At 47.5% G+C, this 14,711-nt stretch carries 7 protein-coding genes; 2 read left to right on the top strand and 5 right to left on the bottom strand.

Translation table 11 applies throughout. The annotated features are described in order from the left end of the window. Positions 1 to 2: 2 nt before the first annotated feature. From GO493_RS05130 to GO493_RS05150, 5 genes are all read right to left on the bottom strand, one after another. Positions 3 to 509, bottom strand: a complete 507-nt coding sequence (locus tag GO493_RS05130) for a DUF4402 domain-containing protein (RefSeq protein WP_157305020.1) — start codon at positions 507 to 509, stop codon at positions 3 to 5. Then, a complete protein-coding gene (locus GO493_RS05135) occupies positions 502 to 8,451 on the bottom strand; it encodes a T9SS type A sorting domain-containing protein (protein ID WP_157305021.1) in 7,950 nt (2,649 codons plus the stop codon). The genes GO493_RS05130 and GO493_RS05135 overlap by 8 nt, the downstream gene beginning before the upstream one ends. Positions 8,452 to 8,461: 10 nt before the next feature. Continuing rightward, positions 8,462 to 9,304, bottom strand: a complete 843-nt coding sequence (locus GO493_RS05140; RefSeq protein WP_157305022.1) for a fimbrial biogenesis chaperone — start codon at positions 9,302 to 9,304, stop codon at positions 8,462 to 8,464. Positions 9,305 to 9,330: 26 nt separating this feature from the next. Further along, positions 9,331 to 9,846, bottom strand: a complete 516-nt coding sequence (locus GO493_RS05145; RefSeq protein ID WP_157305023.1) for a DUF4402 domain-containing protein — start codon at positions 9,844 to 9,846, stop codon at positions 9,331 to 9,333. Positions 9,847 to 10,144: 298 nt separating this feature from the next. Next, entirely contained in the window at positions 10,145 to 11,506 is a 1,362-nt protein-coding gene (locus tag GO493_RS05150; protein ID WP_157305024.1) for an EndoS/ChiA family endoglycosidase, read from the bottom strand. Positions 11,507 to 11,805: 299 nt separating this feature from the next. Here GO493_RS05150 and GO493_RS05155 point away from each other — a divergent pair, with 299 nt between their 5' ends. Beyond that, positions 11,806 to 13,065 (top strand): ATP-binding protein, encoded by a 1,260-nt coding sequence (locus GO493_RS05155; RefSeq protein WP_157305025.1) that lies wholly within the window; start codon positions 11,806 to 11,808, stop codon positions 13,063 to 13,065. A gap of 279 nt (positions 13,066 to 13,344) precedes the next feature. Then, positions 13,345 to 14,685, top strand: coding sequence for a TolC family protein (locus tag GO493_RS05160; protein ID WP_157305026.1), 1,341 nt, complete (start codon positions 13,345 to 13,347; stop codon positions 14,683 to 14,685). Positions 14,686 to 14,711: the final 26 nt, after the last annotated feature.

Consider the following 14,711-nt stretch of genomic DNA (forward strand, 5'->3'; position numbering starts at 1 on the left):
TTCTATTCCTGTATAAACGTTACAGAGAATGTACCGCTATAGGCGCCGGGAGGGTTAGCCAGCGGACTTCCTATGGTAAGTGTTCCGCCCACCCGGACCTGGGTGCGTCCCGGTGGAGCAACAGTTGTGATGAAAGGTGACCCTGTACTGGAAGTGCCTACATGCAGGATAATAGCGCCTCCGTTGCTGCCATGCAGGGTCACGTCCGGACCGTTCAATATAGATATGAGGGTGCCGGACTGAGCCTCTATTTCGAAAATGGCAGGAGAATAAGGCATTCCAAGATTAGCCTGCACAATATCGCCGGTAACTGAACGTGAGCCATCAGGATAAACGATCACCGTACCTCCTGCAATGCCCTGGAAAAATGCACCGAATATCAACCCCTGGGAGGGGTTGACATAAATGGCAATGGGTCGTGGCGGTTGCGGCGGCGACTGGGCGGCTGCATGCCCGTATAACAACAGCGATAAGCAACAGCACAATATTCCCTGGTAATATCTATTCATTTGTTATCAGCAATTTTTTGGAGCGCACGCCCTGTTTTGAGAAATAGTTTACCATATAGATACCGCTGCTCCAGCCTGTCGCCAGCTCATAGTTCCCGCCTGTGGTAAATGTTTGCTGGTATAATACCTGTCCCAGCAGGTTGGTGACAGAAACCTGTCCTTTTTCTCCCGGGGGCAGCGGCAGGTATACATGCAGTCTGCCACCTGCGCTATAGGCGCGGAAGGCATCAGCGCCGGCAGGTGGCTCTGACGGATAACGGCTGAATACCAGCTTGAACCGCTGATCATATTTACCTGCATCCAGATATACCCGGTACCTGGCATTGTGCTGTATGTCCTGTTGTACACCGGCAACATCGTCTTTCAGGTAAATATGCCAGCCATCCGGTAGCCTGGCTATACTGCGGGCATAAAAGGTGATCCATCCTCTTTTTTTATTGTTCAGAAAGAGGGTGATGACCGTACTGCTATCCTGCAGATAAGGCAGGGCATTGATGGAAAGCGGCTGCCCGTCATCAGCCGCCGTATATAGATCTGGTGTTACCTGGTCAGTGTTCATCAGCTTCAGGGCATCCAGATGCTCTTCAAACCCCTTGCTGGCTGTTTCCTGGAAGTAGACCACCATAGGGTCCGGTGCATAACCGTCATCGTTAAGACCTGCTTCCAGCCGCAGTAGCGGTGCATCGGCGCCGGGCATACGGTGGTAGGAGGGGCCCAGGTTATTGACCCGTGCATTGTTATTGACAGCCAGTGTGCCTGTTACCGGGAAAGTCCCATTCGTTACATGCACAAAGAAGCCCTGCATGGCAGGTATAATGTTATTGGCAACACCATCGCTGGAAACACCATTGATGTAGGTACTGTAAGTACCAGTATATTGATCTGTAGTACCCGGATTGAAGTAGTATACTGCATTGTCAATATTGGTGCGGCTCCAGCCGGTGGCAGCGTCCCAGTCCACCGGCGACGGATAAGGATTTCCCACCAGGTTAAAGCCCAGCGTATAGGTACGGTTGCGGTTATATAATGTAGCAGACTGGTTACCATTGTTAACCACGCCGGTAATATCCATTGTTTTTACAACGGCAGATGATCCGAAATTGGCGGCATACCCCTGCATGGGGTTCAGTACATTGGTAGTGGTGGTATAACGCACCCAGCCCAGCGAGGTCAGGTTCTCATCATAGTAATAAAGCGTGGGAAAAGTAGCGCTCAGATTAATGTCATTAGCCAGCTGGTTCACAGTAGCAGCCTGGAAAGGAGAGCTGATATAACGGTAGCCGAATGCGCTGGGCAGGTAACGTTGCATGGTCACATTTCCCAGCACACTGCCTGTACCGCTACCACTGATCAATGCTGTCTGACTTGCGGTAGAGAGTAATGTAAGATTACCGCCTGTATTGAAACTGCCGCTAAGCGGGGAAAGTATGCCACTGAGAGACAGCGTGCCGCTCAGCGTAACACCTGCGCTGTTATTGATTGTAAGATTGAGAATACTGTTGCCGGTAAACAATGCGGCAGGAATGGTCTGCGCTACCGTACCATTCATTTCTATAGTACCACTGCCGGAAGCCATACTGCCGCTATTGGTAATAACACCGCCTATCTGCAGGGTGGCATTGCTGACTGTAACAGAAGCGCCGGACTGTATGGTGATATTGTTGCAGGCTGCCGTGCCTGTTGAAATAATAGGATAGGTTGAAAGGGAAGAAGGAATGGTCACGGAGGTGGATGTGAGAGGAGCGGCGCCGGTTGACCAGTTGCCTCCTACATACCAGTTGCTGCTTACTGCTCCGGTCCACACAGCCACATTTTGTAACTCGCCAATGGCAACATCGCCCAGCACAGCAACGCCTGTTGCCTGTATAGAAGTAGATAACGGCGAAGTTACTGAAGGCAGTGACCATGTGCTGCCATTATAAACACCTACCTTGAAATTGGCAGTATTAGCTCCTGCATCTACATCTGCAGCTTTCCAGTTGACAGTGATACTTGTAGTGGTGAAAACAGTAGCGCTGTTAGTGAAAGACCAGTACCTGTTCACACTTTTACTTGCATCTATCCCGGATGATGTCACGCTGGGATGATCTGTTGCTGTTACATTGGTCAGTACATTGCCGGCAGTGCTTACACTGGCAAACAGCAATGTAGCTGGCGTATAGTTGGTAGCATCACCGGTTTCAAAAGTACGGCTTACGTTGGTGCCTGTGACTACGTTCTTTTGCAGCCGTCCGTTCACCCATCCTGTTGATTGCGATGCGCCGCTCACTGAACCGCTGGAGGGCAATATCACCGTATTGCTGCTGGTTTGAATAACACCTTTAAGAAAATTCAGTATACCGTTCACCGTTATATTGGAAGACAGTGTGGTTGTTCCTGTAGTTTTGTTCAGCGTAAGGTTATTGAATGCTCCTGTAGATGTGATCGTTTGTGTGCCGGCGCCTGCCAGTACAATGGTATTACCGGTATTGGTAAATGTACCGCTGGTCATGCTCCAGTTACCGCCTAATGTATCTGCAAAACTGCCGGGAGAGAAAGTACCATTGCTGAGTGTAAAGTTATTAAGGATGCGAAGGATAGCGCTGGCAGATTTGGTGCCCGTGGTAGAAACAGTAAGATTGCCATAAGCTGTGGCTGTGGATATTGCCTGCGTACTACCTGCGTATTCAACCGTACTGAGGGTATCCAGTGCGTAAGCGTCGAACGCCGGCAAAGAGTTGGTGCCTGTTACCCTGAAAGTAGCATTATCCTCTATTGTAAGTGTGCCTCCGCCTGCATCCTGGGTAATGACCTGTGCTCCATCGTCCAGCGTACCGCTTTCAAGATGCATATCTGTAACGCCCGTAATACTCTTAGCCAGTGTAGCGGTAGCATTGGTTTTAGTAATGGTGAACTGCGCCAGCGTGAAAGATGAAGCGCTGCCGGTAATGGTGGAAGAAGTGCTGCCGGTAAAATTGGGTGCGCCGATAGAGGCGTCGATCGCATTATTGTTGGTAAAATTATGAGAGATATTGAAGTCTGAGTTGACGGTAATAGTGCCTGTTACAATGAAATCATAAAAGGTGGTACCGGCGCTGCCGGACAACTGTCCTGTAGCGCTGCTCATGGTAAAGGAGGATGTGCCTCCGTTCAGCATACCATCGGAAGTAAGATCGCCGCCTACGGTAAATGTATTGCTGCCTGCATTGAAAATACCAATACTGCTTATAACGAAATTACCCCCGATGTTCCAGTTGGCGCCAGGTGTAACGCCACTGCTGTTGGTAATGAAGACATTGGTGAGCGTGGCCGGAGTACCGGTAACGGTAATAGCTCCTGTGCCACCGAAATTTACTGTACCTGTACTGGAAAAGGAGGTGCCTGCCAGTTGAATGGTTTTAGGGGTAAAAGGAGTAAAGTTGAGTGTGCCGCTGCTGGTAACGGTACCATTGTTGGTAAAACTTCCGAAAATGGTATGTGTTGAAGGCCCCCCGTTAAAAGTGGCGCCGCTGCTGATGTTGAAAGCTACCCCTACAATCCAGTTCACACTGGCGGTCACGCCCCCGGTATTGTTGATGTTAAGGGTCGCATAGGTGGGGGTGCTGGTAGAATTAAGTACCGGTGCAACAGTACCGTTGAAGTTAATAATACCGCTGGAATTTGATGTTACAGCATTGATAAAACGGATGGTCTGTACGGCAGTGCCGGAAAAAGTGGTGGTGCCGTTACTGACCAGCACTCCCTGGTTGGTAAGATCTCCGTTCAGCGTTGCCAGTCCGGACCCACCATCATAAGAGCCTGACGGGGTAACGAGCAGCAAACCATTATAAATAATATCACTGCCGCTTACGGCATAGCTGCCATATACAGTTACTTTGTTAAAGGTAGTAGCGCCGCTGATGGTTTTACTACTGCCGTTCAGAACAAGGGTTCCGGTGCCAGGGGCAAAGGTGCCGCTGTTAGACCAGTTGCCGCCCAGGTTAATGGTAAAGCTGGAAGCGCTGAATGTAGTCCCGCTGCCGATAGTAAGATCTCCGTTAACCGTAGCGGATGCAGCCAGTGTTTTGGTATTGCCGTTGCTGAGAATAAGCTGTCCGTAAGACACCCCTGCAACAGACTGTGCCCCGGCGCTATTATAATTTACTGTACTGCCTGTGTTTAGCGTGTACGTAACATAGTTAGACGGGAAATTATTGCTTCCTCCTGCCAGGAGGGTAGTGCCGCTGGCCAGGGAAAGTGTACCTCCTGTAGAGCTGCGGTTGGCCGTAAATGAGGCCAGGTTCAGCGTACCGGCGGTAATTGTCAGGTTACCATTGATAGTCACATTGCCGGTAAGAACAGCGTTGCCCGAAGTTTTATTGACAGTCAGGTTATTGAACGTGGTGGCTGACACATTCTGAGTACCTGTACCATTTAAAGCTACAGTACCGCTCAGGGAAATGAAAGACCCGCTGTTGTTCCAGTTACCGCCTACTGTGGTAACAACTCCATCCCCATTCAGAATGGCCCCGGAACTGATGGTCACATCTCCGGTTATGGTTGTAGCAGCATTAATATCCAGCTCTCCGGCGGTTACTGCAGCTTGTCCGTTTATAGTGGCGCTGCTGTTGATAGCGGCAATACCAGTGGCTTTGTTGACAGTAAGATTATAATAACTCAATCCGGCAACTGTTTGTGCGCCTGTACCATTGTAAGTAACCGTACTATTGCCGGCAGTAAAAGTGCCGCTGGTATAATTGAAGTTGCTGCCTATATTGAGTGCGCCTGTTCCGCTGAAAGTAATATTGGCGCCTCCTGTTTGTGTAAGTGATCCTGTTATGTTTACAGTGCTGCTGCCCGCGTTGAGGCCGATGGTATGGCCACTGGTGCCATCGCTCAGTGCTATATCTCCGTTAACGGTAAGGGGCAGGCCATTCAGTTGTATGGTATGCGCAGCGTTGCCGCTCCACGTGCCGTTCACGTTTCCCCGTACGGTGAGAGAGCCGCCTGTGGTCAGGGAAAGGGTTGCTGCCTGTGCGCTTCCGAACAGGATACTCTTTACAGTAGCGCTGTTGTTAATAACCGGTGCGTTGGTAAAGGCGGCAGTGCCTATTTCCACTATATCGTTTGTTCCGGGGGGCAGGGAAGGGGCTCCCGTTACGCTGGTCCAGTTGGCGGCATTGAACCAGTCACTGCTTACAGAACCATTCCACCTGGCTACATTTGAGGCGTCTGATATTGTCCACCGGCCGTCAACATTACCCACTACACCCACCTCAACATAGTTGGATGTTGCGTTGTTGGTATTTCCGCTGGTAGCGCTCCAGCTACCACTGGTATTGCGCCATAGCTGCATAGTTGTTTCATTGTTACCATTCAGTTCATCATCCTCATAGTGTAAACGTAATGTAGCGCCGAGGATTACCAGGAGCCCTCCGGTGGTTATGGTATACTGCCTGTTGATAGAAGCCTGACGGGGAAAATCACTGATAGAACCTTTGGTGACCGATACGGTGATAGAGCCCGTAGCCAGGCCAATTCCGGTAATGTTAATGGTATTATTCGGGCTTTCGAAAGCATAGCTGCCAATCCCGAAATTATGAGAGCGTTGTATATTACCCAGGATGATGCCGTTACCTGTGCGGGTTACGGTCATAGTCAGTGTATTGCTTCCTGTAGTGATGGTGCCGGTGGTCATATTCACCGTACCCACGCTTACATTGCTCAGCAGGCTTACCTCAGCGCTGGAAGAAGATTTGTTAATGGTCAGGTTATTGAATGTGGTGGCGCCGCTGATGGAAACATTATTTGTACCGGTAAATGCAATAGTGCCGGACGAAGCGGTAAAAGTGCCGGAATTGATCCAGTTGCCCAGAACAGTATGTGTAAAGGTAGAGGCGTTGAATGTTGTGGAGGATGCAATGGTAATATCTCCGTTCACGGTAATGGCGCCACCGGCAGTTTTGGTATTGCCGTTAGACAGGATCAGGTGACCATAAGAACTGCTGGTAACAGTTTGCGCTCCGGTGCCGTTGAAATTGACGGTATTCGGCGTGGTGGCCGTAACGTTCAATGAGCCGCTGGTAATGGTATATGCACCGGCAATGCCTAATACAGCATTGGTAGACAGTTGCAATGATGTGCCGTTCAATGTTACATTGAACAGGTTGGCGGTACCATTCAGCGTACTTGTTCCTGTAAAGGTAGCGGTACCGGCAGATGCGCTGAAGCTGCCGCTCACGTCAAGAGATGAGGCTATAGAGAAATTAGCAGTAGTGGTAATGCTTCCCGTCAATGATAGTCCGCTGAAACTGATAGTACCCGCTCCTGAAATGGTTTTGGATGTTCCGCTCATGGTGATCTGTCCGCCGCTGGCGGTTAAACTACCGCTTACAGACAGGTTGCCGGTAATATTAAAGCTGGTGCTGGTGCTGACAGAGCCGGAAACGGTCAGATTATCGAATACTATCCCCGAGCCTGTAATGGTCTTTGTGCTGCCGGATAAAGTAGTGGTGCCTCCTGAAGAGTGTGTGAAAGTTCCCGGGCCGCTGGTAGCCAGGTTGCCGCCTATTGTAAGACTGCTGGTAGCTGCAGCGGTAATATTGGAAGCCTGTATGGAAAGATTATTGAAATTATGTGTACCGGTACCACTGATAGACGAACCACCGCCGGTCATGTTGATACTACTTGTACTACCGGTAAAAGTGCCGTTATTGACCCAGTTGCCCGCAATATTATGTGTGAAGCTGCTGCCGTTAAATGTGGTGGAAGCACCTATGCTTACATTTCCGCTTACTGTGATATTGGAAGCAGCAGTATAACTGACAGACGTACCGGCGCCTATAGTGCTGCTCAGGTTACCTGCTACGGTAAAGTCTGTGCCGGGCATGGTTTTTACAGCTGCGCCGCTGCTGCTGGAAAGGGTAAGATTACCGTAGGTCTGCGCAGAAACAGTCTGGTTGGTACCCGAATATTCTACTGTACTGGTCAGGCTGAGAGAGCGTGTAGCATAGTTGGCCGGGAAGGTGTTGGTACCTCCGATTTTCATTGTGGCGCCGTTTGCGACGGAAAGAGCACCTCCGGCTACTGTTGTACCTCTGCTGGCAGTGAAAGTGGACAGGTCCAGCGTACCTGCACTGACAATGATATTGCCGGTATTTGCCGTGGTGGAGTTGAGTGCATTCAGGTTACCGGCAGGAGTTTTTGTCCCCGAACCGCTGATTGCAAGAGTTGAATAGGTGAGGTTTTCGCGGATGGTCTGGTTTACCAGCGTGGCGCTGTATTCCACCCTGCTGCCTGCACTGAGTGTTATTGCTCCTGAAAGACTGTAATTGGCGCTGAAAGTAGAGGCATTCACTTTCAGTATGGCATTGGCTCCCACACTCAGGGTTCCGTTGCCTGATACCTGTGGTGGAGTACCGCTTTCTGCAGGAATGAAAGTACCGTCTACCGTAACGGAAGTGGTAGCAGAAATATTCGTGTTTAACGTTACCGTACTGCCCGCATTAATAGCAACCTTCCGGAAAGGATTGGCGCCGGAACCGTTAATGCTTTGGGTAACGCCGGCAAAGTTTACCCTCGCATTGGTAGAGTTGGTGGTATAAGTTCCTGCATTGTTCCAGTTACCTTTAACCGTAAGTGACACCCCCCTGTGAGAAATAGTGCCACCGGTATTAATGGTAACATCTCCGTTCACCGTCAGGCTCTTGCTGATCGTTAACGTTGGTGAGCCTGTAGCACTGATGGTGAGCGACTTGCAGGCGGCTGAGTGGTTAACGGTAGGTTGAAAAGCACCGGTAAAACTGGCATCGCCTATAACTGCATCTATGGAGGAAGTGGGCACCCCCGCTGTCCAGTTGTCGGCATTACTCCAGGCAGTGCTGACAGTGCCTTTCCAGCTGGTCTGTGCCTGCGCAGCAAAGGTCCACAGCAGGAGAGAGATCACTGCTGTTATGAGGGGGCCTTTGTTACTTCCGGACTTCATAAGTATACAGTTAATGCAACATCAGTTCTGCTTCAGATAAAACAACCGGTTTGCCTTTTACCATTGCTGTGTAGGTAACCTGTAGCTTTCCGTTGCGGTAATCCGCTTTCTTTCCTGTTGAAAGAGGAATGTTCAGCTGTCTTACCCGGCAGGGTGTATATACGGCTACTCCTTTTACATATCCTACCTGCATGGCTTTTCCCTGATCGGAAATAGAGCGGACGGTAATATCTCCATACACAGACATATCTCCTTCCCGTTGCAGGTTTAAACTGAGTTTAGATATAGTATCGTTAGAGTGGGAGAGTGAGAGATCTGTTACCTGTACTTTTGCATTGGAAGCTCCTACCTGTATAATGACCGGTATACTGATGCCAAATAGCGGAATAAGCTTAACCGCAATAGCTACCGCATCTTTAGGGGCCTCTTCTCCAAGCGGTTTTTCATCCGGCGCTGCTCTGAAATAGATATGCGAACGGTATTCTCCAGGTTGCAGTTCTCCGGCTTTCTCTATTTGTACTTTAACCATTTGTGCTTCTCCGGGACCCAGGACCACGCTCCGCGGAAAGAAGCGGATATGCCCGCTGGCAAAGCGCTGACCTGAGTCCGGTTGGGTAATGTTCTCAAAAGTGCCATCTTCCTTCATCCTGATCTCTATCAATGAAATAAGGTAACGGGCAGTATCCTGTCCTGTATTGGCAAGGTTCAGTTCCTGGGTACGCTGCGAACCGTCAAATACTACTCTTCTGGGGGTAATAAGCAGGTTACCCTGAGCCGTTGCCGGCTGGCAGGTAAGGACAAATAATCCCTGGATGATGCACAGATTGTACATCAGCAGTGATGCTATTCTCATAGTTGACAATTTAACGGGTGCGGTTCTCAGTTGTAATTGACAGTCACATTAAAAGGCGTGGTGGAAACATATGTGCCTGCCGCCTGTGCTGCACCTACAACAAGGGTGGCTCCTACATACAGGGTTTGAGCGCCTGATGTCAGTGTACCGGTGCCTGAAGGGCTGCTTGTAAAAGCGTTTACAGTCATGCTGTTGGAATTGCTGGTGATTGTAACGGAAGAAGGAAGAGTTATACTGTAAGTATAGCCATCTTCCCCTGTTACATCAAAAGCAGCAGCAGTCACTGTTCCCACTGTGGCAGGAAGTGTAACACCACTTGTAGTAGTACGGGTTGGGGTAGCTGAAGGGGGTAATACTACAGTTCCTCCGGTAGTTGACTGTACAGCTACGTTCCCAAAGTTCATGTCTGCCGTTTTGGTAATGGCAATGGGGGTTACAATGGTAGCTGTAGCCGTGGCTGTAGCTGTTTCCTGCGCAAAGGCCCTGTTCAGGCAAACTGAGAATACCATCGTAACACCGAAGGTGATAAGCATTTTTTTCATGACACTATTATTTAATAGTAATGGGATTGGAAAAAGTCCGGCTCTTTACGATGAGATAGGTTATGTTAACTGCAGAAGATGGATAGGTTATGTTGTGGCTAAATCTGCTTTTGGAATATATTAATATTATTTTTATAGCTATAGGGCAGAATCAGCGCCATAAAAATACAAAAATTGGCCAATATCAACAATAATTACATTTTGACCCTGAAACAGGGAAGGCCGCAATTATTTGCGGCCCTCTTATTTTGAAACTATTGTATTTCAATTGTTTATTATATCTCCCCCTTTTACTTACCTAATTTGTCAGTAATTCCCATTCAGACATCTGCATAACAGACCCGCTTTGAACCGCAGTAACATTCAGGCGGTAATAGGAATATGCAGTTGAATTGGTGAACGTATAGGTCTTTTTCAGGAACCTGCTGGCAAAGCTTTGACCTGTACGGGTATCCAGTGTAGTCCAGGACGTACCGTTATTTGAACCCTGCAGCGTCCAGTTCCTTGGGTCCCGGTTAGGCACATCATTGGCAGATGTGATGGTATAACTTTTTGCTACAGCAGCGCTGTTGGCATGAAACTGTACCCATGCTGCCGAATGGGAGGTCAGGTATTTTGTACTTGTGCTGTTGTCAATAAGTTTGGCAATATCTTCTCCGGCCGGCCAGTCTGTGTACTGTGATAATATGCTGCCACCATTGTCGGTAATATCTGCTGACCCGCCGGTACCAGTACCCAGGGCATCAAAAATAGCATCGGTATATGCTTTGTTGACATTGGCAGCAAATACCATGATCCCTGCCTTATCTGGCGATGGGTGCCACTGGGCATGCGAAACCGCGCTGCTTTGACTGTTGTATTGATAAGACATACCATCCATGACCTTCGAATTACCAAGGGTTGCCGCCCAGTAATTGAACCGGGTCATATTATCACTGAAATAGGCCATGTCCATTACAAAATTCAGGTACTGGCTAAGGGCGGTCTCCCTGAAGATAGGGCCCGGCGCTCCCCCCGAATAAAAGGCGCCTGTATAGATCTTCGAATCACTGGCGGACGACAGCGGACCGAAATACTTTCCCAGCTCTTTTATCAGGTTCCTGTAGTTTGTATTGTCAGTAGCCCCATGCTCTACATCCAGTGAAATACCGTCAAACCCCACCGTATTAACACAGGTATTAATAAAGGAGGCAAACTGCACATAGTTGTAAGCAGTTCCATTGTAAGTGGTAAATGGAGTAGCGGTGCTCCATGAGGCGGCATCATCTACGTTCATCAGTACTTTTATGCCGCGGGAGCGGAGCGTCTGGATGTCATCCAGGACCTGCTTTTTATTCTTGTAGTAGGCATTCTGCATCCAGCCCGTGTTATAATGTACGGTATCGGCCAGTTCCCATAAGGTACCTTCAAAAACAACTACAATGTTGGCTTTATCTGTAAAAGTGGTGAGCGGCAGAATGCCCTGGTTTACCGGGGTGGCATCAAAGGCATAGTAGGCTACCCGGTTTTGTCCCGTGGCAGGTAAAGCTGCTGCAACAACATCGGCAGTCAGCCTGTCCTGTAATGCTAACGGAATAACCTGGTTCTCTTTTTTGGTACAGGAGTTTAATGCTCCCATTAAAGTGACAGATATTAAAAAGGCATAATACTGGATCTTCATAACAATTGCGTTTGAGCTTGGAAAATGAGTTTTTGTTCAACTGAAAAAAGAAGAGGGGAGGATATCTTAGTGCTTATCTAAATGCCAGGTTGTTGATGGCGACAGTTTGCTGTAATAAATCCAGGTTTAGTGTACAGTTATAATATTACAAAAAGATTAAGTGCAAAGTAAGGGCAAATCTTATAAATACAAAATGAGACAGGACGCTGTCGACCGAGGGGGGAAAGCTTTTGCGTTATTTCTTGCAAAGATAAAGATTGCCTTTTGAAATTATAAATGTTGTCTTTATTTTTGCAATTATGAAAACATTGCCTCGCCATATCACTCCCCGATTACTACAGGCTTTAAAAGTCAGCCCTGTGGTTTTCATGAATGGAGCAAGACAATCCGGCAAAAGCACCCTTGTCCAAAAGCTGCGGGAGCAAATCGGCAGCAAGGATGAACCGGCAGCTTATGTATCATTTGACCGTCCTACACAAATGGCAGCAGCTTCATCTGAGCCGGAAAATTTCTTATCCTCTTATAAAGAAACCTTAATTATCGATGAGGTGCAGCTTGTCCCCGAATTATTCCGTGCGCTTAAGGTTGTTGTTGATGAATTACGCCTACAGGATAAGGCAAATGCAAATGGTCGTTACTTATTAACAGGGTCCGCTAATATTTTGGCCTTACCTAAATTATCCGATCCCCTTGTTGGCCGTATGACAGTGCTTACACTTTACCCATTCTCCACTGCGGAAGCTTCCCAGGGTAAAGGCAATGGTCTGGACCGACTTTTTAATTTTGATTTTACTAATATCAGTAATCGCGGGTTACGGGTTGTTGATGCCATGAAACTTGCTACCTTTCCTGAGATTGCTGATAAAAGTGCGGCAGAGCGTGGGATCTGGTTCGACGGGTATTTAGCAACTATCCTGCAACGTGATGTGCGGCTTTTGGCAGAACTCGAAAAAATATCTGTCTTACCTAATCTACTGCGTGTTCTGGCAACACGTGCCGGCAACTTGTTGAATGATGCGGACATTGCCCGTGATCTTGGCCTTAATCCTGTAACCTCGAAATTTTACCGCAACATTCTAAAGATGATGTTCCTGAATTTCGATGTTGAACCCTGGTATCGCAACATAGGCAAGCGTCTGGTGAAAGCGCCCAAAGGTTATCTGACCGATACATTGCTGCTCTGTCATGTACTGGATTTGAACCTGGAGGATATTGAAAAAAACAAACCAGATCTTTTCGGGCATATCCTGGAAAATTATATTGCCACGGAACTCACTAAGTTGTTAACTTTTAGCGAAACAAGAGCAAAACTTTTACATTTCAGGACAAGTGATGGTAAGGAAGTGGATTTTGTGCTGGAAAGACCGGACGGATCAGTATTTGCTATAGAAATCAAAAAATCGGAATCAGTCAATATTCAGGATTTCAAAGGCATTAAAACACTTGCAGAGCTTACAGAGAAAGAATTTATTGGTGGGATAGTTTTGTATTCAGGAAAAGAAGTTGTGCCCTTTGGCAAAAATCTCTGGGCTGTTCCCTTTCACATATTATGGCAATAAATTCAATCTGACCAATTCGTGTAAAGCTTAAAGGCTTTCAGCCATTACAAGGTTCGGCAAATCAACGTCGGAAGATGTACAGAAGAAGCTTAAAAAACCATTAAAATTGTTCAGAGGACCTGTGGAATGATAGCCGGTAAATTACGCTCTTCCCTTGATGGAACCGGGTTTGGCCACTAAATTTTCTCAAATTCATTTAAACTTATTGCTTACTCTGTTGTCCAAAGAAACATATGGTTGAAGTGTGAAAAAAACTTCCTTGGTCAATAAATAAACAGAGTGGTAGCCCATAAAAGTTATATATCGGTCATATTCCTGTTCTGTCTTACTGCGGTTCTCCCGGCTTACAGTCAGAATGAGCATAACACAATCTCATCTTTATCGCTTGAGCAATGTATCAGTTATGCACTACAGAACCAGCCTGCATTACAACAATCGCAGCTGAGAACAGACATTGCCAAAGCCACCAATGCTGTTAACCTGTCAGGATGGTATCCGCAGGCAGCTGTTACAGGTAACCTTAATCACTACATTCAACGACCCACTTCCCTCTCTAATATAAACGGTGTTGAAACGCCTGTAAAAACAAGCGTTACCAATACTTCCACGCCTGGTATAGGTGTTACGCAGGCTATTTTTAATCCCGGTCTTGTATATGCTGCCAGGATTGCACCGCTTAACTTAAAGTCTGCCCGGCAAAGCAGGGACAGCACTAAGATCGAACTGGTGGCCAATGTAAGCAAATCATTCTACAGCTTGCTGCTTACATTACAGCAGATCGATGTACTTAAGGAAGATACTGCCCGGCTGGGAGAAAGCATGCGTACTGCCTATCACCAGTATGTAGGAGGTATTGTGGACGAAACCGATTATGAACAGGCAACTATCACGCTTAATACATCTAAGGTACAACTGGTACAGGCAAACGAAAGTGTATGGCCGCAGTATGCAGCGTTAAAGCAATTGATGGGATATCCGCAGGAACAGCAATTCAATGTCAGCTACGACAGTACAGAAATGTTGAAAGACATTGAGATAGATACTACCAGACAATTGCAATACGAAAACCGCATAGAGCTGAAGCAATTGCTTGTACAAAAAGACATGCAGCATCGGCTGACCAACTATTATCAGAAGCTTTATTTCCTGCCATCATTATCTGCCTTCTATAATTACAATTACGCTTATCAGAATAATGAATTCTCGAAACTGTACAATACTGTTTATCCAAACTCTATCATAGGATTGACGGTAAGCCTGCCGGTATTTACAGGGTTTTCACGTGTACAGAATGTGCGCCGTTCAAAGCTCCAGGAACAGGTGCTTGACAGAAGTGAAACCAATCTGAAGTCTGCTATTTATTCACAATACGCTACAGCCCTGGCAAGCTATAGAAGCAATATATACAACATGCACCAGACGAAAGACAATGCAGCGATGGCAAGGCGCGTGTATTTTGTTGTTGACCTGCAATATAAGCAGGGCTTAATTCCCTACCTGAACGTAATTACTGCCGAGTCAAACCTGAGAACGGCTGAACTGACATATCTGAATGCATTATTTCAGACGCTTTCCAGCAAAATTGACTGGCAACAATCAATGGGGGCTATTCCCTATTAAGATCATCTCTGAAAAAAGAACCGGCT

Source organism: Chitinophaga tropicalis (genome assembly GCF_009758205.1).
Lineage (GTDB): Bacteria > Bacteroidota > Bacteroidia > Chitinophagales > Chitinophagaceae > Chitinophaga > Chitinophaga tropicalis.

Excerpts from the sequence above, each read along its gene's own strand:
- GO493_RS05140 (WP_157305022.1), bottom strand. The coding sequence starts at position 9,304 with ATGAGAATAGCATCACTGCTGATGTACAATCTGTGCATCATCCAGGGA.
- GO493_RS05135 (WP_157305021.1), bottom strand. The coding sequence starts at position 8,451 with ATGAAGTCCGGAAGTAACAAAGGCCCCCTCATAACAGCAGTGATCTCT.
- GO493_RS05145 (WP_157305023.1), bottom strand. The coding sequence starts at position 9,846 with ATGAAAAAAATGCTTATCACCTTCGGTGTTACGATGGTATTCTCAGTT.
- GO493_RS05155 (WP_157305025.1), top strand. The coding sequence starts at position 11,806 with ATGAAAACATTGCCTCGCCATATCACTCCCCGATTACTACAGGCTTTA.
- GO493_RS05130 (WP_157305020.1), bottom strand. The coding sequence starts at position 509 with ATGAATAGATATTACCAGGGAATATTGTGCTGTTGCTTATCGCTGTTG.
- GO493_RS05150 (WP_157305024.1), bottom strand. The coding sequence starts at position 11,506 with ATGAAGATCCAGTATTATGCCTTTTTAATATCTGTCACTTTAATGGGA.